Raw genomic sequence first — 20944 nt, 5'->3', positions numbered from 1 at the left:
CCCATTTGGCACACCTCCTGCAAAACCCTTCTCAAGCTGCGCCCCGAGCGCGCTCCACAAAAACAACGAGAAGGTATCCCTGATGGATAACGCCAGCACTCTGCCCACCGGGGCGGCCGTTGCGCCCGCCGCGGAAAAGTCCACCGCCAGCCGCCTCAAATCGATCTTCAGTGGTTCCATCGGCAACATGGTCGAATGGTACGACTGGTACGTCTACGCCGCATTCTCGCTGTACTTCGCCAAGGCTTTCTTCCCCGCCGGCGACACCACCGCCCAACTGCTCAACACCGCCGCAATCTTTGCCGTGGGCTTCCTCATGCGCCCGATCGGTGGCTGGCTGATGGGCCTGTACGCCGACCGCAAGGGCCGCAAGGCGGCGCTGATGGCCTCGGTGCTGCTGATGTGCGCCGGCTCGCTGGTCATCGCGCTGACGCCGGGCTACGAGACCATCGGCGTCGCCGCACCGGTCCTGCTGGTCATCGCCCGCCTGATGCAGGGCCTCTCGGTAGGGGGTGAATACGGCACCTCGGCCACCTACCTGAGCGAGATGGCCAGCAAGGAGCGCCGCGGCTTCTTCTCCAGCTTCCAGTACGTCACCCTGATCTCCGGCCAGCTCATCGCCCTGGCGGTGCTGATCGTCCTGCAGAACACGCTGACTACCGAGGAGCTGTACGCCTGGGGCTGGCGCGTACCCTTCGTGATCGGCGCGCTGTGCGCGGTGGTCGCCCTGTACCTGCGCCGTGGCATGGAAGAGACCGCCTCCTTCACCAAGAAGGAAAAGTCCAAAGAGAACCTGATGCGCACCCTGATGCGTCATCCCAAGGAACTGATGACCGTGGTCGGCCTGACCATGGGCGGTACCCTGGCCTTCTACACCTACACTACCTACATGCAGAAGTACCTAGTCAACACCGTAGGCATGAGCATCAGCGACTCGACCACCATCTCGGCGGCCACGCTGTTCCTGTTCATGTGCCTGCAGCCGGTGATCGGCGGCCTGTCCGACAAGATCGGCCGGCGCCCGATCCTGATCGCCTTCGGTGTGCTCGGCACCCTGTTCACCGTACCGATCCTCAGCACCCTGCACACCATCCAGACGTGGTGGGGCGCGTTCTTCCTGATCATGGCCGCATTGATCATTGTCAGTGGCTACACCTCGATCAACGCCGTGGTGAAGGCCGAGCTGTTTCCCACCGAGATCCGTGCCCTGGGCGTGGGCCTACCCTACGCGCTGACCGTGTCGATCTTCGGCGGCACCGCCGAGTACGTGGCCCTGTGGTTCAAGAGCAACGGCATGGAGACCGGTTTCTACTGGTACGTCACCGCCTGCATCGCCTGCTCGCTGCTGGTGTACGCGACGATGAAGGACACCAAGCAGCATTCGCGGATCACCACTGACTGATCCCTGCTCGCCAAACGTGAAAAAGGGGCGCTACGGTTGACGGAGCGCCCCTTTTTAATAGGCGTGTCCCAAACAATAGCGCTATTCGGCTCACAACATGAGCTGAATAGCGCTATTATTCGGCTCATGACCTCAAAACAGCACACCGCTGCAGACACCTTCTGGGTGTGGCAGCAGGCCGACTGGCCCGGCTTTCGCTGGAACGAGTCGCAACTTGCCCCCTTGCTCAGGGACTGCGTCCAGGCGCAGGGTTGCCTGCTGGGCAGAGCGGGAGCAGTGACCGAGGCCAATGCCAACCTGGACACGCTCGATACCCTGTTGCAGAACATTGTCACGTCCTCGGCCATCGAGGGTGAACAGCTGAATGTGGAGTCCGTTCGCTCCTCCCTCGCCCGACGGCTTGGCATTGCCGAGCCGGGAACAACCACGACACGCAGCGAGGGCCTGGCCGAGCTGATGGTGGACGCGACCATGGGCTATGTTCGCCCACTGGATCAGCCGCGCCTGTTCCTCTGGCACCGCTGGCTGTTCCCCGAAACCGACGACTCGCTCGCACCTCTCCTGCCAATCGGCGCATGGCGCGACCATGCCCCGATGCAGGTGATATCGGGGCGTATCGACAAGCCCAAGGTGCATTTTGAGGCACCGCCACGCGCCGGCCTGGAGCAGCAGGTGCAGCAGTTCCTCGACTGGTTCGAGAGCAGCCGCCATGATCGGCAACTCGATCCCCTGCTGCGTGCGGGCCTGGCCCATTTCTGGTTCGTCACCCTGCACCCCTTCGCCGATGGCAATGGCCGCCTGACCCGCGCCATCACAGACCTGGCATTGGCCCAGGGCGAGCAGCGAGCGGTGCGTTTCTACGCCATGTCCAGCAGTATCCTGGAAGATCGCTCCGGCTACTACGCAGCCCTTGAAAGCAGCCAGCGCGGCGATCTGGACGTCACACGCTGGCTAGCCTGGTTCCTTGCCACCTTGCTGCGCAGCCTCCAGCAGGCGCTGGTGCGCATTGACCGGGTGCTGGCCAAGTCGCGCTTCTGGCTGATCCATCGGGGCGATGGTTTGTTGCCCGAACAGGTCAAGGTGCTCAATCGACTGCTCGATGGCGGGTCTAGCGGCTTCGAGGATGGCATCAGCGCCAGCCAGTACCAGGCCGTGGCCAAGGTCTCCAAGGCCACGGCCACCCGGCACCTGGCCGACCTGCTGCAGAAAAACTGCCTGGTTCGTCTGCCCGCTGGCGGGCGAAGTACCCGCTATACGGTGAACACCCAAGCGACCTGACGCTTGCACGAAATGACGCTACCGGACCAAGTGCAAGCCGCCTTGCGGTCTGTGCATGCCTCCCCAGGAACCGCTGCCGCCACGCCTTAATTTCCCATTAATTGTCTGGGCACATGCTGATATGGCCCTGTCGTCGGTCTGCGCTTTTCATTCTTGAGTTCCAGGGCTGATCGGCGAGCAGGGCGCCAGAAGACTGCATTGAAGGTCATTCACGCCCAAACCAATCTAATTATTAGATTTTTATCCATTATTTTTTGCGCTTTTTAATCAAATTTGCAGGCGTAATATTAAACCCATAGAAACAACAACCCCTGGCACTCATCGGAGCAACGACCATGAAAAACAAACTGATCCTTTCCCTCGCCCTGTCGGTACTGGCTACTGGCGCCTTCGCCGAAGACGGTTTCGATCGCACCAACGCCCACACCTTTGCCGCTGCACAGAGCCAGTCGGCCAACTACGCAGAAGATGGCTTTGATCGTACTGGCGGCCAGCGCTTCGCCGAAGACGGCTTCGACCGCACCGGCGGCCAGCGCTTCGCCGAAGATGGCTTCGACCGCACCGGCGGCCAGCGCTTTGCTGAAGACGGCTTCGACCGTACTGGCGGCCAGCGCTTCGCAGAGGATGGTTTCGACCGCACCAACGGCCACCGCATCAGCTGATCACTGATGCGCGCTACCAGCCCGGCTTCGGCCGGGCTTGATCATTTGCAGTTGAGCCAAGCCTTGGCACACTAGGCGCCTCGTCCCCCACCAGGAAGGGCCTCGCGGCCTTGCGCAGATGTACTACTACGAACCCGCCAAAGGCCACGGCCTGCCCCACGACCCGTTCAACGCCATCGTCGGCCCACGGCCCATCGGCTGGATCTCCAGCCATGATCGCGAAGGCCGCCTGAACCTGGCGCCCTACAGCTTCTTCAACGCCTTCAACTACATCCCACCGATCATCGGTTTCTGCAGCGTCGGGCGCAAAGACAGCCTGAACAACATCGAGCAGACCGGCGAGTTCGTCTGGAACCTGGCTACCCGGCCGCTGGCCGAGCAGATGAACCAGAGCTGTGCCGCGGTGGCGGCAGATATCGACGAGTTCGCGCTCAGTGGCCTGACCCCGGCCCTGTCCAACGTGGTCAAGGTGCCACGTGTGGGCGAGAGCCCGGTGAGCTTCGAATGCAAGGTCAGCCAGATCGTCCAGCTCAAACGCGCCGACCAGGAAACTGTCCCCAGCTGGCTGATCCTCGGAGAGGTAGTGGCGGTGCACATTGCCGAGCACCTGCTCAAGGACGGCATCTACGACACCGCCGCCGCCGAGCCGATCCTGCGTGGCGGCGGCCCGGCCGACTACTTTGCGCTGGGCGAGCTGTTCAAGATGGCCCGTCCACAGGTCTGATCAGAAGAGCAGTTCGCCTTCCTCGCCTACACCCTGTAGGCGTTCGAGTTCAGCACAAGCGGCCTCGTCGGCCGCGAGCGCCGACTGGAACACCTGCCCGTCGAGCACTTTGTGAAAGCGCGGCGCACCGCCCATGCCCAGGGCCTTCACGGCGATCGCCGCGTGGTAGCCGCCGCCTTGCACCGGGACCATCGCCGAGACCGCTTCGAAGTGGGGGAATTCTTTACGTGCCATGCTGCACTCCGCCTGAATGATGTAGGGGCGGCATTCTACACATCAGGCGAAGGTATGCAGGTCAAGGCTGCTGACCACCTGCGCCTGGACCAGCTCGCCAAACACCTCCAGGGTGGGCGAGGCGAAATAGCCGCTCATCGCCTGCTGGTCGCTCCAGCTGCCGCTGAGCAGCCACAGATCGGTATCGACCTGCGAACGCTGCACACTGAAACTCAGGCAGCCGGGCGCCCGCAGCGACGGCTCCAGCAGGTCGCGCAGGCGCATGCCGAGTTCCGCCGAACGACCGTTGCTGGCGCGGATGAAAGCCAGGTGAGTGACCGGTTGAGGCTGGGTCATGAACGATCTCCTTGAAGCGCTACGGACGGGAAAACAGGCTGCCAAGATTAGGGCCCTGCCCTCGCGCGACGTTAGGCCATTACTGCCGAGCGATTGCCTGATCCTGCCGCGCGACAGGATCAGGCAATCGAACGACAGCATTCGACTAGCGCCCGACATTGCCCATACCTATGCTGGCCCGGTCAGTAGAGGAACCACGCCATGACCACGCTCCCGCCACCCGACTCGCCCCTTGAGCTGCAGCGCCAGGAACTGGCCGCGCTGATCCAGCGCCACGCCGGCCAGCCCCATGGCCCGGCGTCGGCCATCGAGGACCTTTACCTTACGTGCTACGAAGAGGAGATCCGCGGCATGCCCGCGCTGGCTCAACCGGCGTTGTGCATTCTTGCCCAAGGCAGCAAGACCCTGATCCTCGGCGACGAACATTACGCCTATGATCCGCTGCACTACATGGTGGTGTCGGTCACCCTGCCGATCAGCGGCGCCCTGCTCAAGGCCAGTCCCGAGCATCCCGCGCTGGGCTTGCGCCTGGACATCGACCCGGCGCAACTGAGCCAACTGATCGCCGAGAGCAGCCCGATGGTCGTGCCCAACCGGCCATCAGGTCTCGGCCTGTACGTGGAGAAAAGCGATCCGCAGCTTCTGGACGCGTTGATCCGCCTGATCAAACTGTTGGACTCGCCACGCGACATTGCCATCCTCGCGCCGATGATCCGCCGGGAAATCTTCTACCGCCTGTTGCGCGGCCCCCAAGGTTACCGTCTGTACGAAATCGCCCTGGCCAACAGCCAGACCCATCGGGTCTGCCAGGCGATTACCTGGCTCAACAACCATTATCACCAGCCGTTGCGTATCGAAGACCTCGCCCGGGAAGTGAACCTCAGCGTCTCCACCCTGCATCACCGCTTCAAGTCGGTGACGTCGATGAGCCCCTTGCAATACCAGAAGCAACTGCGCCTGCAGGAAGCCCGACGCCTGATGTTCAACGAGGGGTTGGAGGCTGCCGTGGCCGGTTACCGGGTGGGCTACGAGAGCCCGTCCCAGTTCAGCCGAGAATACAGCCGGTTGTATGGCGCGCCGCCGATCCGCGACGTGGCAAGGTTGCGCGCCAGCGCCAGCTGAGTGACCAACCACACTTGAGGGAGCAACTATCTTGTGTGGTTTGTAATGGCCTCATCGCTGCCAAGCCAGCTCCCACAGGGATGGCGCTTAACCTGAGGCGGCGCGATAGGGGTGGGAGCCGGCTTGCCGGCGAATCGAGGGCACAGCCCTCGTGGCGCAGTCAGCCTTGCACCGCCAACTGCCATTGCCCCTGATCCACCTGGATCAACGTCGGCCCCGGGCGCTCCACCGCTCGGCCCAGCGCCGCCTGCAACTGCGCCACGTCAGCCACCGACTCGGCGTCGGCCCCCAGCGCCCGCGCCACGCCGATGAAGTCCGGGGTGTGGATGTCCACACCGACCGGCTCGATCGCCCGATTGACCATGTACTTCTTGATTTCCTCGTACCCCTGGTTGTTCCACAGCAGCACGATCAGCGGCACCTGCGCCTCGACTGCACTGGCCAGTTCGGGCAGGGTGAACTGCAGCCCGCCATCACCGATCAGGCATACCGTGGGCGCACGCGCGGCGCGCACTTCGGCGCTGCCGAGCCAGGCGCCCATGGCCGCCGGCAACGCGTAGCCCAGCGTGCCGTAGCCCGTTGACGCGTTGAACCAGCGGCGTGGCCGGGTCATGTCCAGGGTCAGGTTGCCGGTGTAGACCGGCTGGGTCGAATCGCCCACCAGCACGGCATCCGGCAGGGTTTCCAGGATGCTGTTCAGCAAACGGGTCTGGCTCAAGGTCGGCTGGTCCCAGGTGGCTGCGTTTTCCTGGCGCAGTCGGGCGGCCCGAGCAGCGCCCCAGTGACCATCACGCAGTGGTTGCGCCTGCATGTGCAGGGCCACCAGCAGGGCCTCGGTCGCCTGTGCGGCATCGGCCACCAGGGCCAGTTCGGGCGGGTAGTTGCGCACCGTCTGGTCCGGGTCGATATCGATCCGCAGGAGGCTGCCGGGAATCTCGAAACCACCCTTGAACGTCACGTCGTAATCGGTCTCGGCCAGCTCGGTGCCGATGGCCAGCACTACGTCGGCCTCGGCCACCAGCGCACGGGTGGCCGGCAAAGTCTGGGTCGAGCCGATCTGCAGCGGATGGTTGGCCGGCAGCAGCCCCTTGGCATTGATCGTCAGCGCTACCGGCGCCTGCAGGTGCTCGGCCAGCCTGGCCAGCCCGGCGGCGGCGTCCAGGGCACCACCGCCGGCAAGGATCAACGGCCGGCGCGCCTTGGCCAGGCGCATGGCCATCTGCTGCACGGTCTGCGGCGCCGCGCCCGCCCGGGCGGTGCGCACCGGGCGGGCCGGTAGCAGGTGATCTGCGGGCTCCACCAGCACATCCAGCGGGATCTCGATATGCACCGGGCGCGGGCGGCCACCGTCGAATACGGCAAAGGCACGGGCCAATACCTCGGGCAAGTCATCGGCACTCATCAAGGTATGCGAAAACGCCGCCACCCCCGCCACCAGCCCGGCCTGGTTGGGCAGTTCGTGCAACTTGCCGCGCCCGCCACCCAACTGACTGCGCGACTGCACGCTGGAAATCACCAGCATCGGGATCGAGTCGGCGTAGGCCTGGCCCATGGCGGTGGTGATGTTGGTCATGCCCGGGCCGGTGATGATGAAGCACACACCAGGCTTGCCCCGGGTACGCGAGTAGCCGTCGGCCATGAACCCGGCGCCCTGCTCGTGGCGCGGGGTGATGTGGCGGATCGAGGAGGCAGCCAGGCCGCGGTAGAGTTCCACGGTATGCACGCCGGGAATGCCGAAGACATGGTCGACACCATAGCCTTCGAGGAGTTTGACCAGCACTTCGCCACAGGTTGCCATCATCGAGTACCCGATTCTTGTTGAGACTGGTGCTCATGGAACCAAGTGCCGACTACCGCCACAATGCAAAAAAACACATACTAGCCATGACCTCATATCATGGCTTGTCACAATGAAACGCCTGCCGCCCCTCCCCGCTCTGCACACCTTCCTGGTGACCGCGCAGCACTGCAACTTCACCCGTGCCGCGCAACAGTTGCATATCACCCAGGGCGCGGTCAGCCGACAGATCGCCGGGCTCGAGGAACATCTGGGCTATGCGCTGTTCCAGCGCCAGGCCCGTGGCCTGGCCCTGACCCGCGAAGGACAGGACTGGCTGCCTCGGGTGCAGCAGGTCTTCGCCCTGATCGAGCAAGGCGTGCGCGAAGTCGGCGGGCGCAGTACGACACTGCAGCTCAAGGCGCCGACCTGCGTGATGCGCTGGCTGCTGCCGCGGCTATTGGAATGGCAGGCGCTACGCCCGGATGTGCCGGTGGAATTGACCACCACGGTGCAGCATGGCGTGGATTTTCGCCGCGAGGGCTTCGATGCGGCCGTTGTGTATGGCGCGGTGCCGAACCATGGGCTGCAGGTACGCAAGCTGTTCGATGAACAACTGACACCGGTCTGCGCACCATCGATATCTAGCGTCCCCTTGCAATTGCAGGACCTGGCGCGGCAGATGCTGCTGCACCCCTCTCGGGACGAGCACGACTGGCGGTTGTGGTTGCAGGCGGCCAATGCCGGCGTCGAACCCCAGGGACCGAAGCAGCACTTCGAGACACTGGACATGGCGATGGCCATGGCCTCCCAGGGGACCGGGATCGCCATCGGCGATTTCTCGCTGATAGGCGACGACCTGCGCGCCGGGCGTTTGTGCATGCCGTTCGAGCTGAAGGTGACGACCGGGAAGGGGTATTACCTGGTCAGCCCGTCGAAGAGCATGCCCACGGGGTTGGTCGAGTTGATGGAGTGGCTGCAGGCGCGTGCCCGCACATGACATCAATCGCGGGGCCCCGACTTGCCCCGCGATGCAGACGCCTCAGCAGCCGACCGTGAACCGTGCCCGCGAATGCGCCGGCTTCTCCAGCTCGTCGAGCATGGCGATGGCATAGTCGGCAAAGGTGATCCAGCTCTTGCCGTCGGCGCCGATCAGCAGGTGATCCTTGCCCAGGGTGTAGTGCCCGCTGCGCTGACCTTCGACGAACTCCGCCGACGGCGACAGGAAGGTCCAGTCCAGGGTCGGCTCCTGGCGCAGCGTATCGAGGAAGCGCACACCGGCATTGGCCTCGGCCTTGTAGGCTTCCGGGAAATCCGGGCTGTCGATCACCCGGTGCCCGGACGGCAGCAGCAGGCTGCCAGCGCCGCCCACCACCAGCAGGCGCTTGACCCCGGCACGCTTGACCGGCTCGATGATCGCGCCAGGCTCGATGGTCGAGAAATGCGCCGCGCTCAGCACCGCGTCACAGCCCGTCACCGCCGCCTGCAAGGCGGCACTGTCCTTGGCATCCAGCGCCTTGACCGTCACACCGTCACGGCCTTGCAACGCACTCGGATTGCGGGCGATGGCCACCACACTGTGGCCCCGACGCAGGGCCTCTTCCAGCAACTGGCTGCCGGCGCGCCCGGTGGCGCCGATGATTGCGATCTTGCTCATGGGAAACACTCCAACAGGTTGAAAGGGGTTACCACTTCATCTCGCCCTTGGCGACCTTGGCGCCCAATTCCAGGGAGCTCTCGTCACCCAGGTTCGGGTAGCGCTGCTTCATCGCCGCGATCAGCGCGGCGGCATTGGCAGCCTTGGCGGTCTCGATGTCGAAATCACCAATGTAGCCGGCGGTAAAGCGCACCGCGTCCAGCGAACGGCTGCTGTCGCCCAGGTAATGCCCCGGGATCACCGTGCGCGGCGCGAGCTGCTCGATGTTCGCCAGGGTCTTCAGCCAGTCGGCGTGGGATTGCGCGGTCTGGGTATCAGCCATCCACACGTGGATGTGCTCGGAAACCACCACGCCACCGACCACTGCCTTGATCGAGGGAATCCAGACGAAGCTGCGGTCCGGCTGCGGACCGTCCAGGCCGACGACCTGCAGTGCCTGGCCTTCCAGTTCCAGGCGATCACCCTGCAATACCTGCGGTACAACCAGACGTGCCGGTTTGTCCGCGCCCATCTGCGGGCCCCAATAGGCCAGCTTGGCATCCATGGTCTTGCGGATATGCTCGACCGTGGCGGCCGAGGCGACTACGCGGGCCTTGGGGAACGCCTGGGTGATGGTGTCCAGGCCAAAGTAGAAGTCCGGGTCGCCATGGCTGACATAGATGGTGGTCAGTTGCTTGCCGCTGGCACGCAGGCGCTCGACCACCTGCTCGGCCTGGGCCTTGCCGAACTGGGCGTCGACCAGGATGGCGTCGTGGGCACCGCTGACGATCACCGAGCTGACCGGGAAGATCGCCGCGTGACCGGGGTTGTAGGCGTCCAGCTTGAGCGGTTCGGCAGCCATGGCCTGGCCGCCGAGGGTAAGGCAGGCCAGCAGCAGGCCGCGAAGGGGCGTGAAGAGAGACATTGCAAGATCCTGTGAGTGGGACGATGGGTGCAAGCTTAGTTGCCCGATCCAATACAAAAAATGCGATGCTTCGACATAGTTTGTTTCTGAAATCGGACAGATCATGGATCGGCTCAACGCCATGCGCGTATTCGTCACCGTCGTCGACCTGGGCAGCCAGTCGGCCGCCGCGGACCACCTGGAACTCTCCAGGCCCGTGGTATCCCGCTACCTGGCGGAGCTGGAGGACTGGGTCGGGGCACGCCTGATGCAACGCACCACCCGCAAGCTCAGCCTGACGGCGGCAGGCCTCGAGACCTTGCCACGTTGTCGGCAGATGCTGGAGCTGGCCGGCGACCTGCAAAGCGCCGTGCGCCAGCCGGACGACGCGCCCCGTGGCGAGCTGCGCATCAGCGTCAGCACCTCGTTCGGCCAAGCCCAGCTGGTGGATGCGCTGGCGGCCTACGTCAAACGCTACCCCGGGGTGAAGGTTGAGCTGCAGATGCTCGACCGCACCGTCAACCTGGTGGACGAGCGCATCGACCTGGCGATCCGCACCAGCAACGATGTCGACCCCAACCTCATCGCCCGGCGCCTGAGCGTGTGCCGCTCGGTGGTCTGCGCCAGCCCCGCCTACCTGCGCGAGCACGGTACGCCGGACCGGGTCGAGGCGTTGAGCCAGCACAACTGCCTGACCCACGCCTACTTCGGTCACAGCCTGTGGCATTTCGAGGTGGGCGGGCAGAGCGTCGCCGTGCCGGTGCAGGGCAACATCAGCGCCAACGAGGCCATGACCCTGCAGAAAGCCGCCCTGGCCCATGCCGGCATCGCCATGCTGCCCACCTACCAGGCAGCAGCCGCACTGCGCAGTGGCGAGCTGGTGCGATTGCTGCCGCAAGCCAAGCCGCGGGAACTTACCCTGAATGCGGTGTACACCTCGCGCAAGCACATGCCGGCGACATTGCGCAGCATGCTGGACTTTCTCGCGCAGCGGTTTGGCGACGAACCGGAGTGGGACAAGGGGTTGAGCTGAGTCAAGACGGTGCAGATACGCGCATTGGGCCTATGCTTGAAGGTATCACCTGTTGCACCAACAGGAGGTCCGCACCATGAGTATCAAATCCAGGCGTTGCGCCCTCGTCTTCGCCCTGCTCGCGGTAGCCGGGCTCTATGGCTCGGCCTGCTGGCGGGTGGAGCTGCTACGCAGCCAGCCCAACACGGCCAACAGTTGCGTCCATGAGCATTGCGTTCCCCACAGCGCCACGCTGAGCGCCGTCAGGTAGGTCGGATCACTCCTCGACGCTCATGTACTCTTTCGCCCAGCGAATGTAGTCCTCGGGCTGGGTGTAGGTGTGCGAAAGCTCGGTGGCACCGAGGCTGTCCGACTTGTGCTGCAGGCCACGCTGCTGGCGCAGGCAGTCGTAGGTGGCCTTGATCGCGGCGAAGTAGGCGGCATGGCCGTCAACCACGATACGCACGCCCAGGCGCGCCAGGCGCTCGTCGTCGCGCAGGCTCGGGTTGGCGTAGGTCACCAGCATCAACGGCACGCTCAGGTGCTCGGCAATCTGTTCAAGTTGCTCGAAGTCCTTGACCCCCACCATGCAGATACCATCGGCGCCCGCCTTCTGGTAGCTCTGGGTGCGCACGATGATTTCCTCGGTGGTCAGCACGCCGGCATTGGTGCGCGCAATGATCGCCAGGGCCGAATCGACCCGCGCCTCCAGTGCCGCGCGGATCTTGCCCACGCCCTCCTCCACCGAGATCAGGTCGGTGGACTTGCGACCGAACTGGGCCGGCAGCAAGGTATCCTCGATGGTCAGCGCGGCAACGCCAGCGCGTTCCAGTTCGATCACCGTGCGCATCACGTTGAGCGCATTGCCGTAGCCGTGGTCGGCGTCGGCAAGCACCGGCAACTGGGCGACACGGCCGATACGGGTAGCCTGCTCGACAAACTCGCTCAGGGTGATCAGGGCGAAGTCCGGCGCGGCCAGGACCTGCAGCGAGGCGACCGAACCACCCAGAATGCCGACTTCAAAACCAAGGTCGGCGGCAATACGGGCTGACATCGGGTCGAAGACCGACGCGGTGTGATAGCACGAACCTGAAGCAAGCAGTTCGCGGAAGGCAAAACGCAGATCGTGGTGGGAAGCCTTGGGCATGATCACTCCGCTTGTAATGAGAAATGGTGAACGGCTGACAACCGACCCCTGTATCGGGTCTACCTGACTGTTCCAACCGTCGCCATCAGGGCGGTCATGCTCGACATGCAGGCAGAGGAATAGAAGGCGTGGACATACAGCGACGCGAAACCTGTGGAAAATAGTTGCACCAAGCTGGTGCAGGCCACGAATTTCAGCCTCTGCGGCCCTGCCACGATATCACGCGGCCATGCAGCGCTGGATGAATGCGCCAATGCCGATCTTGCATAGGGGATGCACGGAGTACATAGGTAGCTATGTAACTCAGGGTACAATGCCCCACCACGAATGAGCCCATCACGGAGCAAGCCCGCTCCCTCGATGCCTCGCGATCGCGCCAGCTCTGACCACAAGGTATCCACCGTGACCGCCGCCCTGCCCCCCACCGTTCTGCGCAGCGTTCTTACCGCCCTGATGCTGGCGATCTTCCTCGGTGCCCTCGACCAGACCATCGTCGCCGTGTCGCTGCCGGCGATCTCCGCCCAGTTCGACGATGTCGGCCTGCTGGCCTGGGTCATCTCTGGCTACATGGTCGCCATGACCATCGCCGTGCCGATCTACGGCAAGCTTGGTGACCTTTATGGGCGGCGGCGCATGATCCTCACCGGCACCGCCCTGTTCACCCTGGCCTCGGTGGCCTGCGGCCTGGCCCAGGACATGCCGCAGCTGGTGCTGGCGCGGGTGCTCCAGGGTATCGGTGCGGGTGGCATGGTGTCGGTCAGCCAGGCAATCATCGGCGACTTCGTGCCACCTCGTGAACGCGGCCGCTACCAGGGCTATTTCAGCAGCATGTATGCCCTGGCCAGCGTCGCCGGGCCGGTGCTGGGCGGCTGGCTGACCGAGTACCTGTCCTGGCGCTGGGTGTTCTGGATCAACCTGCCGCTGGGGCTGATCGCGCTGTGGGTGATCCACCGGGCGCTGGACGGGTTGCCGGTCAAGCATCGCCAGGCACAGGTCGACTACCTCGGCGCGGCGCTGATGATCCTCGGTCTGGGTAGCCTGCTGCTGGGCATCACCCTGGTCGGCCAGGGGCATGCCTGGCGGTCGTCCGAGGTCCTGGCGTTGCTGGCCTGCGCACTGCTGGGGCTGGCGGCGTTCATAGTCCACGAGCGGCGCTGTCGCGAGCCACTGTTGCCTCTGGGCCTGTTCGGCAACCGGGTCGCGGTGCTGTGCTGGTGCGTGATCTTCTTTGCCAGCTTCCAGTCAATCTCGTTGACCATGCTGATGCCCCTGCGCTACCAGGGCATCACCGGTGCCGGCGCCGACAGCGCGGCGCTGCACTTGCTGCCGCTGGCCATGGGGCTGCCAATCGGCGCCTTTACCGGTGGACGCATGACCAGCCGCACCGGGCGCTTCAAGCCACAGATCCTCACAGGCGCGCTGTTGATGCCAATGGCCATCGCAGCCATGGCACTGACGCCGCCGCAAGCCTGGTTACAGAGCGCACTGTTCATGCTGCTGACAGGCATTGCCTGCGGCCTGCAATTTCCCACCTCGCTGGTGGGCACGCAAAGCGCGGTGGACAGCAAGGACATCGGCGTGGCGACCAGCACCACCAACCTGTTCCGCTCGCTGGGCGGGGCGATGGGGGTGGCGTGCATGTCCAGCCTGTTGCTGGCGTGGTTGCACCAGGGTGGCTTCGAAGTGCTGGGCAACCCGCTGCTGGGCAGCCTCAAGGCGGGCGAGGCGGATCCGCACACCCAGGCGCGTTTGCTGGAAACCTTCCGCGACCTGTTGCTGGTCAGTGCCGGGGCTTCGCTGATCGGCCTGTTGGCGGCGCTGGCCTTGCCGGACAGACAGTTGCGCGGGCGCTGAAAGGCGTGGCAGCGGGCTTGCCCCGCGATAGCGTCCGCCCAGGCGACATCACGGCCTGAAGGTTGTCATTGCCGGGCAAGACCGCTTCCAGGTTATTAATCCTGCGTTAACCGAAAAGGGATAACACTTCCTCACAATCGTTAACAAAGTGTCATTTGCGCAAGCCAGGGCTCAAGCGCAGCATATCCAGCCCGGTGTCGACCCATTTCTCGACATCGCCCAACAGGTCGAAGCTTTCCGGCAGCAGCAGCCAGCGGCCGATCAGACCATCCACATAGGCAAACATGGCCACCGCAGCCCGGTCGATCTCGAGCTCGGCAGGCAACTGGCCGCGGCGTACGGCATTACCCAAGGCCAGGGCAATGCTTTGATGACAGTCCAGCACCGCGCCCTGACGCTGCTGGCGAATCTCACACATGTCGTCGGTGAATTCGCACTTGTGATGCAGGATTTCGTTGATACGCCGGGTTCGGGCATCGAGCACCAACTCGTTGAACACTTGCAGCAACAGCTTGCGCATGCAGCCAAGCGGATCGAGTTCATCCTCGCTTTCACTGGCGCGGGCCAGGTGGTCATGGGTCTCGTGCAGGCTGTCGAGCAGCGCCTGCACCAACTCGGCCTTGTTGCTGAAGTGCCAGTAGATCGCCCCGCGAGTGACGCCGGCGAGCTCAGCGATGTCGGCCAGGGTGGTACGCGCTACCCCGCGCTTGTAGAAGGCCTTCTCCGCCGCCTCGATGATCTGGGCGCGGGTTTCCTGGGCTTCTTCTTTGGTTCGACGGACCATGGCAGTACAACCTCATCAGGCCCCGCGCGCTCAATCTTGCGGGCGGGAATCAGGCCGGGGCAGGCTCTTTCAGGGCCGCTCCCGGGTGGATTTGGGCGATAGACGGTGGTCACCCACGACGCACCGGCACTATTTACAAACAACCATGAATGTAAGTATATTCCTTAGCAAGCTATTTATCCACCGGATAGCGTTTTTCTGACAAAGCACTTCCACTATATTCTTGAGCTCCCCTGCTCCTGCGACCCGAGGATCCTCATGCAATTCAAGCCAGCCGTAACCGCCCTGGTTTCCGCCGTGGCCCTGGCAACCCTGCTCAGTGGCTGTAAGAAAGAGGAAGCAGCGCCTGCGCCGCAGGCTCCTCAGGTCGGCGTCGTGACCGTACAACCGCAAGCCTTCACCCTGACCTCGGAACTGCCGGGGCGCACCAGCGCCTACCGTGTGGCCGAGGTCCGCCCACAGGTGAACGGCATCATTCTCAAGCGCCTGTTCAAGGAAGGCAGCGACGTCAAGGAAGGGCAACAGCTCTACCAGATCGACCCAGCCGTCTACGAGGCGAACCTGGCCAACGCCCAGGCCAACCTGCAGGCTACCCGCTCGCTGGCCGAGCGTTACAAGCAACTGATCGACGAGCAGGCCGTCTCCAAGCAGGAATACGATGACGCCAATGCCAAACGATTGCAGGCCGAGGCATCGCTCAAGAGCGCCCAGATCGACTTGCGCTACACCAAGGTGCTGGCCCCGATCAGTGGCCGCGTCGGCCGCTCCTCGGTCACCGAAGGCGCCCTGGTGAACAACGGCCAGACCAACGCCATGGCCACCATCCAGCAGCTCGACCCGATCTACGTCGACGTCACCCAGTCCACCGCCGAGCTGCTCAAGCTGCGCCGTGACCTGGAAAGCGGCCAGTTGCAGAAGGCCGGCGACAACGCCGCCCAGGTTCAGCTGGTGCTGGAAGACGGCAGCCTGTTCAAGCAACAGGGCCGCCTGGAGTTCTCCGAAGTCGCGGTCGACGAGACCACCGGTTCCGTCACTCTGCGCGCGATCTTCCCCAACCCCGACCACACCCTGCTGCCCGGCATGTTCGTGCATGCGCGGCTCAAGGCCGGCGTCAACGCCAACGCCATCCTGGCCCCGCAACAGGGCGTGACCCGTGACCTCAAGGGTGCGCCGACCGCGCTGGTGGTCAACCAGGAGAACAAGGTCGAACTGCGCCAGCTCAAGGCCAGCCGCACCCTGGGCAGTGACTGGCTGATCGAGGAAGGCCTGAACCCGGGCGACCGTCTGATCACCGAAGGGCTGCAGTTCGTGCGACCAGGCGTCGAGGTCAAGGTCAGCGAAGCCACCAACGTCAAGAAGCCGGCCAGCGCTGCTCAGGCCAACACGGCCAAAGCTGACGCCAAAGCGGAGTAAACCATGTCGAAGTTCTTTATCGATCGCCCGATCTTCGCCTGGGTGATCGCCCTGGTGATCATGCTGGTCGGCGCCCTGTCGATCCTGAAGCTGCCGATCAACCAGTACCCGAGCATCGCCCCGCCGGCCATCGCCATCTCCGTGACCTACCCGGGCGCCTCGGCGCAGACCGTGCAGGACACCGTGGTGCAGGTGATCGAGCAGCAGCTCAACGGGATCGACAACCTGCGTTATGTGTCGTCGGAAAGTAACTCCGACGGCAGCATGACCATCACCGCCACCTTCGAGCAGGGCACCAACTCGGACACCGCGCAGGTTCAGGTACAGAACAAGCTGAACCTGGCCACCCCGCTGTTGCCGCAGGAAGTGCAGCAGCAAGGTATCCGCGTCACCAAGGCAGTGAAGAACTTCCTGCTGGTGATCGGCCTGGTGTCCGAAGACGGCAGCATGACCAAGGACGACCTGGCCAACTACATCGTCTCCAACATGCAGGACCCGATCTCGCGGACCGCAGGCGTGGGCGACTTCCAGGTGTTCGGTGCGCAGTACGCCATGCGTATCTGGCTGGATCCGGCCAAGCTGAACAAGTTCCAGCTGACCCCGGTCGACGTGCGCACCGCGGTCGCCGCGCAGAACGTGCAGGTATCCTCCGGCCAGCTCGGCGGCCTGCCGGCGCTGCCAGGTACCCAGCTCAACGCCACCATCATCGGCAAGACCCGTCTGCAGACAGCCGAGCAGTTCGAGAAGATCCTGCTCAAGGTCAATGCCGACGGTTCCCAGGTACGCCTGGGCGACGTGGCCCAGGTTGGCCTGGGCGGCGAAAACTACGCCATCAGCGCCCAGTACAACGGCAAGCCGGCCTCGGGCCTGGCGGTCAAGCTGGCCACCGGCGCCAACGCCCTGGATACCGCCAAAGCGCTGCGCACGACCATCAGCGGCCTCGAGCCATTCTTCCCACCGGGGGTGAAGGCGGTGTTCCCGTATGACACCACCCCGGTGGTCACCGAATCGATCAGCGGGGTAATCCACACCCTGATCGAAGCGGTGGTCCTGGTGTTCCTGGTGATGTACCTGTTCCTGCAGAACTTCCGCGCCACCATCATCACCACCATGACCGTACCGGTGGTATTGCTGGGTACCTTCGGCATCCTCGCCGCCGCCGGTTTCAGCATCAACACCCTGACCATGTTCGCCATGGTCCTGGCCATCGGCCTGCTGGTGGACGATGCCATCGTCGTGGTGGAGAACGTCGAGCGGGTGATGTCCGAGGAAGGACTGCCGCCCAAGGAGGCGACCAAGCGCTCCATGGAGCAGATCCAGGGCGCCCTGGTGGGTATCGCCCTGGTATTGTCGGCGGTACTGCTGCCGATGGCCTTCTTCGGCGGTTCCACCGGTGTGATCTATCGTCAGTTCTCCATCACCATCGTCTCGGCCATGGGCCTGTCGGTGCTGGTCGCGCTGATCTTCACCCCGGCCTTGTGCGCCACCATGCTCAAGCCATTGAAGAAGGGCGAGCACCATGTGGCCAAGCGCGGCTTCTTCGGCTGGTTCAACCGCAATTTCGACCGCAGCGTCGTCGGCTATGAGCGGAGCGTCGGCACCATCCTGCGCAACAAGATCCCGTTCCTGCTGGCCTACGCGCTGATCGTGGTCGGCATGATCTGGCTGTTCGCGCGCATTCCGACCGCATTCCTGCCAGAGGAAGACCAGGGCGTGCTGTTCGCCCAGGTACAGACCCCGGCCGGCTCCAGTGCCGAGCGCACCCAGGTGGTGGTCGACCAGATGCGCGAGTACCTGCTCGACAAGGAAGCCGATACCGTGGCATCCGTGTTCACCGTCAACGGCTTCAACTTCGCCGGCCGCGGCCAGAGCTCGGGCATGGCATTCATCATGCTCAAGCCTTGGGGCGAGCGCTCGAAGGAGAACAGCGTGTTCGCTCTCGCCCAGCGCGCGCAGATGCACTTCTTCAGCTTCCGCGACGCGATGGTGTTCGCCTTCGCCCCGCCGGCGGTACTCGAACTGGGTAACGCCACCGGCTTCGACGTGTTCCTCCAGGACCGCGCCGGCGTCGGCCATGCAAAACTGATGGAAGCGCGAAACCAGTTCCTGGCCAAGGCCGCGCAGAGCAAGATCCTCAGCGCCGTGCGTCCGAACGGCCTGAACGACGAGCCGCAGTACCAGCTGACCATCGACGACGAACGCGCCAGTGCTCTGGGCGTGACCATCGCCGACATCAACAACACCTTGTCGATCGCCCTGGGCGGTAGCTACGTCAACGACTTCATCGACCGTGGCCGGGTCAAGAAGGTCTACATCCAGGGTGCGCCAAACGCCCGGATGAGCCCAGAAGACCTGCAGAAGTGGTACGTGCGCAACGGCAAGGGCGAGATGGTGCCGTTCTCCTCGTTCGCCAAGGGCGAATGGAGCTATGGCTCGCCGAAGCTGTCGCGCTACAACGGCGTGGAAGCGGTCGAGATCCTCGGTACCCCGGCGCCGGGCTACAGTACCGGTGAGGCCATGGCCGAAGTCGAACGCATCGCCGGCGAACTGCCAACCGGCATCGGCTTCTCCTGGACCGGCATGTCCTACGAGGAAAAACTCTCCGGCTCGCAAATGCCGGCGCTGTTCGCCCTCTCGGTGCTGTTCGTGTTCCTCTGCCTGGCGGCGCTGTACGAAAGCTGGTCGATCCCGATCGCGGTCGTGCTGGTGGTGCCATTGGGTATCATCGGTGCCCTGCTCGCCACCAGCCTGCGCGGCTTGTCCAACGACGTGTACTTCCTGGTCGGCCTGCTGACCACCATCGGCCTGGCGGCGAAGAACGCCATCCTGATCGTCGAGTTCGCCAAAGAGCTGCACGAACAGGGCAAAAGCCTGTACGACGCAGCCATCGAGGCCTGCCGCATGCGTCTGCGCCCGATCATCATGACCTCGCTGGCGTTCATCCTCGGCGTGGTACCGTTGACCATCGCCAGCGGCGCTGGTGCCGGTAGCCAGCACGCCATCGGCACCGGTGTGATCGGCGGCATGATCAGCGCCACCGTGCTGGCCATCTTCTGGGTACCGCTATTCTTCGTCGCAGTGTCGTCGCTGTTCGGCAGCAAAGAGCCGAAAGAACACGCCACCCCTGAAACTCCACGTTATGAGGCTGGGCAATGACCAAGTCTTTGTTGTCCCTGGCGGTAACCGCCTTCATCCTCGGCGGTTGCTCGCTGATCCCCGACTACCAGACGCCCGAGGCGCCGGTGGCCGCGCAGTGGCCGCAAGGCCCTGCGTACTCGCCGGCCCAATCGGCCGACGTCGCTGCGGCCGAACAGGGCTGGCGCCAGTTCTTCCACGACCCGGCACTGCAGCAACTGATCCAGACGTCGCTGGAAAACAACCGCGACCTGCGGGTCGCGGCGCTGAACATCGACGCCTACCGCGCGCAGTACCGCATCCAGCGCGCCGACCTGCTGCCGGCGGTTTCCGCCAATGGCAGCGGCAGCCGCCAGCGGATGCCGGCGAACATGTCGCAGACCGGCGAATCCACCATCAGCAGCCAGTACTCGGCCACCCTGGGTGTCAGCGCCTATGAGCTGGACCTGTTCGGCCGGGTGCGCAGCCTGACCCAGCAGGCCTTGGAAACCTACCTGTCCAGCGAACAGGCGCGCCGCTCCACGCAGATCAGCCTGGTGGCCAGCGTGGCCAACGCCTACTACACCTGGCAGGCCGACCAGGCGCTGCTGAAGCTGACCGAGGAAACGCTCAAGACGTACGAAGAGAGCTACAACCTCACCCGCCGCAGCAATGAGGTGGGTGTCGCCTCGGCCCTGGACCTGAGCCAGGCGCGCACTGCCGTCGAAGGCGCTCGCGTCAAGCTGTCACAGTACCAGCGCCTGGTCGCCCAGGACCTGAACAGCCTCACCGTGCTGGTAGGTACCGGCGTGCCGGCCAACCTGCCCAAGCCGCTGGAGCTCAATGCCGACCAGCTGGCCGAAGTGCCGGCCGGCCTGCCGTCCGACATCCTGCAGCGCCGCCCTGACATCCAGGAGGCCGAGCACCTGCTCAAGGCCGCCAACGCCAATATCGGCGCGGCGCGGGCAGCGTTCTTCCCGAGCATCAGCCTGACCGCCAACGCCGGCACCCTGAGCCCGGACATGGGCGGGCTGTTCAAGGGCGGTTCGGGCACCTGGCTGTTCCAGCCGCAGATCAATCTGCCGATCTTCAACGCCGGCAGCCTGCGGGCCAGCCTGGACTACTCGAAGATCCAGAAGGACATCAACGTCGCCAAGTACGAAAAGACCATCCAGACCGCCTTCCAGGAAGTCGCCGATGGCCTGGCCGCACGCAAGACGTTCGAAGAGCAGCTGCAGGCCCAGCGTGACCTGGTGGCCGCCAACCAGGACTACTACCGCCTGGCCGAGCGCCGCTACCGCATCGGTATCGACAGCAACCTGACCTTCCTCGATGCACAGCGCAACCTGTTCAGCGCCCAGCAGTCGCTGATCGGTGATCGCCTGTCGCAGCTGGTCAGCGAGGTCAACCTGTACAAGGCCCTCGGCGGCGGCTGGTACGAGCAGACCCAGCAGCAAGCCTCGATCCAGACACCGAAAGGCTGACTGGACCGGTAACGGCACCAAGCCCACCCTCGCGGTGGGCTTTTTGTTGCCCGTACAGGCC

The 20944-nt window shown here is 64.2% G+C and carries 19 protein-coding genes; 12 read left to right on the top strand and 7 right to left on the bottom strand.

The genetic code is table 11. From position 1 onward, the window contains the following. Nucleotides 1–82: 82 nt before the first annotated feature. The 4 genes from ACQ4OD_RS05430 to ACQ4OD_RS05415 all read left to right on the top strand — a co-directional run bounded on the left by ACQ4OD_RS05430 (nt 83) and on the right by ACQ4OD_RS05415 (nt 4066). Nucleotides 83–1402, top strand: coding sequence for an MFS transporter (locus ACQ4OD_RS05430; RefSeq protein ID WP_110697667.1), 1320 nt, complete (start codon nt 83–85; stop codon nt 1400–1402). A gap of 126 nt (nt 1403–1528) precedes the next feature. Beyond that, the gene (locus ACQ4OD_RS05425; protein WP_430943993.1) at nt 1529–2680 is read left to right on the top strand and encodes a Fic family protein; all 1152 of its coding nucleotides are present in this window, start codon (nt 1529–1531) and stop codon (nt 2678–2680) included. Between the two features lie 335 nt (nt 2681–3015). Further along, nucleotides 3016–3342, top strand: coding sequence for a hypothetical protein (locus ACQ4OD_RS05420; protein ID WP_139669452.1), 327 nt, complete (start codon nt 3016–3018; stop codon nt 3340–3342). Nucleotides 3343–3460: 118 nt separating this feature from the next. Next, nucleotides 3461–4066: a flavin reductase family protein gene (locus ACQ4OD_RS05415; protein ID WP_139669450.1), complete on the top strand. Its 606-nt coding sequence runs from the start codon at nt 3461–3463 to the stop codon at nt 4064–4066. Here ACQ4OD_RS05415 and ACQ4OD_RS05410 read toward each other — a convergent pair whose 3' ends face one another. After that, complete coding sequence (locus ACQ4OD_RS05410; RefSeq protein ID WP_102682761.1) at nt 4067–4300, bottom strand: hypothetical protein; 234 nt, start codon at nt 4298–4300, stop codon at nt 4067–4069. Nucleotides 4301–4342: 42 nt separating this feature from the next. Continuing rightward, nucleotides 4343–4636, bottom strand: coding sequence for a putative quinol monooxygenase (locus tag ACQ4OD_RS05405; RefSeq protein ID WP_198755312.1), 294 nt, complete (start codon nt 4634–4636; stop codon nt 4343–4345). Nucleotides 4637–4837: 201 nt separating this feature from the next. Between ACQ4OD_RS05405 and ACQ4OD_RS05400 the strand changes: the two genes are divergently transcribed. Then, nucleotides 4838–5758, top strand: a complete 921-nt coding sequence (locus ACQ4OD_RS05400; protein WP_139669446.1) for an AraC family transcriptional regulator — start codon at nt 4838–4840, stop codon at nt 5756–5758. A gap of 160 nt (nt 5759–5918) precedes the next feature. Here the strand turns inward: ACQ4OD_RS05400 and ACQ4OD_RS05395 are convergent, their stop codons facing one another. Then, nucleotides 5919–7556 (bottom strand): 5-guanidino-2-oxopentanoate decarboxylase, encoded by a 1638-nt coding sequence (locus tag ACQ4OD_RS05395; RefSeq protein ID WP_110698195.1) that lies wholly within the window; start codon nt 7554–7556, stop codon nt 5919–5921. A gap of 112 nt (nt 7557–7668) precedes the next feature. Between ACQ4OD_RS05395 and ACQ4OD_RS05390 the strand changes: the two genes are divergently transcribed. Continuing rightward, on the top strand, nt 7669–8535 hold the full coding sequence (locus tag ACQ4OD_RS05390; RefSeq protein ID WP_139669444.1) for a LysR substrate-binding domain-containing protein: 867 nt from the start codon (nt 7669–7671) through the stop codon (nt 8533–8535). Between the two features lie 42 nt (nt 8536–8577). Here ACQ4OD_RS05390 and ACQ4OD_RS05385 read toward each other — a convergent pair whose 3' ends face one another. After that, a complete protein-coding gene (locus ACQ4OD_RS05385; RefSeq protein ID WP_430943992.1) occupies nt 8578–9192 on the bottom strand; it encodes an NAD(P)-dependent oxidoreductase in 615 nt (204 codons plus the stop codon). A 28-nt stretch (nt 9193–9220) separates the two neighbouring features. Continuing rightward, on the bottom strand, nt 9221–10096 hold the full coding sequence (locus tag ACQ4OD_RS05380) for an MBL fold metallo-hydrolase (RefSeq protein WP_139669441.1): 876 nt from the start codon (nt 10094–10096) through the stop codon (nt 9221–9223). Nucleotides 10097–10199: 103 nt separating this feature from the next. Between ACQ4OD_RS05380 and ACQ4OD_RS05375 the strand changes: the two genes are divergently transcribed. Continuing rightward, a complete protein-coding gene (locus ACQ4OD_RS05375) occupies nt 10200–11108 on the top strand; it encodes a LysR family transcriptional regulator (protein ID WP_102682765.1) in 909 nt (302 codons plus the stop codon). Between the two features lie 76 nt (nt 11109–11184). Further along, nucleotides 11185–11358 carry a hypothetical protein gene (locus tag ACQ4OD_RS05370; protein ID WP_173862428.1) on the top strand — a complete coding sequence of 58 codons (174 nt, stop codon included), beginning with the start codon at nt 11185–11187 and terminating at the stop codon, nt 11356–11358. Nucleotides 11359–11364: 6 nt separating this feature from the next. Here the strand turns inward: ACQ4OD_RS05370 and ACQ4OD_RS05365 are convergent, their stop codons facing one another. Then, nucleotides 11365–12234, bottom strand: coding sequence for an isocitrate lyase/PEP mutase family protein (locus tag ACQ4OD_RS05365; RefSeq protein WP_139669439.1), 870 nt, complete (start codon nt 12232–12234; stop codon nt 11365–11367). A gap of 402 nt (nt 12235–12636) precedes the next feature. On the opposite strand from ACQ4OD_RS05365, the gene ACQ4OD_RS05360 reads away from it, so the two are divergent. Further along, nucleotides 12637–14088 carry an MDR family MFS transporter gene (locus ACQ4OD_RS05360; RefSeq protein WP_430943991.1) on the top strand — a complete coding sequence of 484 codons (1452 nt, stop codon included), beginning with the start codon at nt 12637–12639 and terminating at the stop codon, nt 14086–14088. Between the two features lie 151 nt (nt 14089–14239). Here the strand turns inward: ACQ4OD_RS05360 and ttgR are convergent, their stop codons facing one another. Further along, the gene (gene ttgR / locus ACQ4OD_RS05355) at nt 14240–14872 is read right to left on the bottom strand and encodes an efflux transport transcriptional regulator TtgR (protein WP_023630222.1); all 633 of its coding nucleotides are present in this window, start codon (nt 14870–14872) and stop codon (nt 14240–14242) included. Between the two features lie 258 nt (nt 14873–15130). Here ttgR and ttgA point away from each other — a divergent pair, with 258 nt between their 5' ends. The 3 genes from ttgA to ACQ4OD_RS05340 are packed head-to-tail and all read left to right on the top strand — an operon-like array spanning nt 15131 to nt 20883. Next, nucleotides 15131–16285 carry a toluene efflux RND transporter periplasmic adaptor subunit TtgA gene (gene ttgA, locus ACQ4OD_RS05350; RefSeq protein WP_102682766.1) on the top strand — a complete coding sequence of 385 codons (1155 nt, stop codon included), beginning with the start codon at nt 15131–15133 and terminating at the stop codon, nt 16283–16285. Between the two features lie 3 nt (nt 16286–16288). Continuing rightward, on the top strand, nt 16289–19441 hold the full coding sequence (gene ttgB / locus ACQ4OD_RS05345) for a multidrug efflux RND transporter permease subunit TtgB (RefSeq protein WP_102682767.1): 3153 nt from the start codon (nt 16289–16291) through the stop codon (nt 19439–19441). Then, a complete protein-coding gene (locus tag ACQ4OD_RS05340; protein ID WP_430943990.1) occupies nt 19438–20883 on the top strand; it encodes an AdeC/AdeK/OprM family multidrug efflux complex outer membrane factor in 1446 nt (481 codons plus the stop codon). The genes ttgB and ACQ4OD_RS05340 overlap by 4 nt, the downstream gene beginning before the upstream one ends. The last annotated feature ends 61 nt before the right edge of the window (nt 20884–20944 follow it).

It is taken from the genome of Pseudomonas sp. WC1 (genome assembly GCF_050586565.1).
GTDB lineage: Bacteria > Pseudomonadota > Gammaproteobacteria > Pseudomonadales > Pseudomonadaceae > Aquipseudomonas.
This window is presented reverse-complemented; position numbering and strand designations above follow the sequence as displayed.

What these genes read in the sequence shown, in the direction of transcription:
- ACQ4OD_RS05430 (WP_110697667.1), top strand. Translation starts at nt 83, where the DNA reads ATGGATAACGCCAGCACTCTGCCCACCGGGGCGGCCGTTGCGCCCGCC.
- ACQ4OD_RS05425 (WP_430943993.1), top strand. Translation starts at nt 1,529, where the DNA reads ATGACCTCAAAACAGCACACCGCTGCAGACACCTTCTGGGTGTGGCAG.
- ACQ4OD_RS05420 (WP_139669452.1), top strand. Translation starts at nt 3,016, where the DNA reads ATGAAAAACAAACTGATCCTTTCCCTCGCCCTGTCGGTACTGGCTACT.
- ACQ4OD_RS05415 (WP_139669450.1), top strand. Translation starts at nt 3,461, where the DNA reads ATGTACTACTACGAACCCGCCAAAGGCCACGGCCTGCCCCACGACCCG.
- ACQ4OD_RS05410 (WP_102682761.1), bottom strand. Translation starts at nt 4,300, where the DNA reads ATGGCACGTAAAGAATTCCCCCACTTCGAAGCGGTCTCGGCGATGGTC.
- ACQ4OD_RS05405 (WP_198755312.1), bottom strand. Translation starts at nt 4,636, where the DNA reads ATGACCCAGCCTCAACCGGTCACTCACCTGGCTTTCATCCGCGCCAGC.
- ACQ4OD_RS05400 (WP_139669446.1), top strand. Translation starts at nt 4,838, where the DNA reads ATGACCACGCTCCCGCCACCCGACTCGCCCCTTGAGCTGCAGCGCCAG.
- ACQ4OD_RS05395 (WP_110698195.1), bottom strand. Translation starts at nt 7,556, where the DNA reads ATGGCAACCTGTGGCGAAGTGCTGGTCAAACTCCTCGAAGGCTATGGT.
- ACQ4OD_RS05390 (WP_139669444.1), top strand. Translation starts at nt 7,669, where the DNA reads ATGAAACGCCTGCCGCCCCTCCCCGCTCTGCACACCTTCCTGGTGACC.
- ACQ4OD_RS05385 (WP_430943992.1), bottom strand. Translation starts at nt 9,192, where the DNA reads ATGAGCAAGATCGCAATCATCGGCGCCACCGGGCGCGCCGGCAGCCAG.
- ACQ4OD_RS05380 (WP_139669441.1), bottom strand. Translation starts at nt 10,096, where the DNA reads ATGTCTCTCTTCACGCCCCTTCGCGGCCTGCTGCTGGCCTGCCTTACC.
- ACQ4OD_RS05375 (WP_102682765.1), top strand. Translation starts at nt 10,200, where the DNA reads ATGGATCGGCTCAACGCCATGCGCGTATTCGTCACCGTCGTCGACCTG.
- ACQ4OD_RS05370 (WP_173862428.1), top strand. Translation starts at nt 11,185, where the DNA reads ATGAGTATCAAATCCAGGCGTTGCGCCCTCGTCTTCGCCCTGCTCGCG.
- ACQ4OD_RS05365 (WP_139669439.1), bottom strand. Translation starts at nt 12,234, where the DNA reads ATGCCCAAGGCTTCCCACCACGATCTGCGTTTTGCCTTCCGCGAACTG.
- ttgR (WP_023630222.1), bottom strand. Translation starts at nt 14,872, where the DNA reads ATGGTCCGTCGAACCAAAGAAGAAGCCCAGGAAACCCGCGCCCAGATC.
- ttgA (WP_102682766.1), top strand. Translation starts at nt 15,131, where the DNA reads ATGCAATTCAAGCCAGCCGTAACCGCCCTGGTTTCCGCCGTGGCCCTG.
- ttgB (WP_102682767.1), top strand. Translation starts at nt 16,289, where the DNA reads ATGTCGAAGTTCTTTATCGATCGCCCGATCTTCGCCTGGGTGATCGCC.
- ACQ4OD_RS05340 (WP_430943990.1), top strand. Translation starts at nt 19,438, where the DNA reads ATGACCAAGTCTTTGTTGTCCCTGGCGGTAACCGCCTTCATCCTCGGC.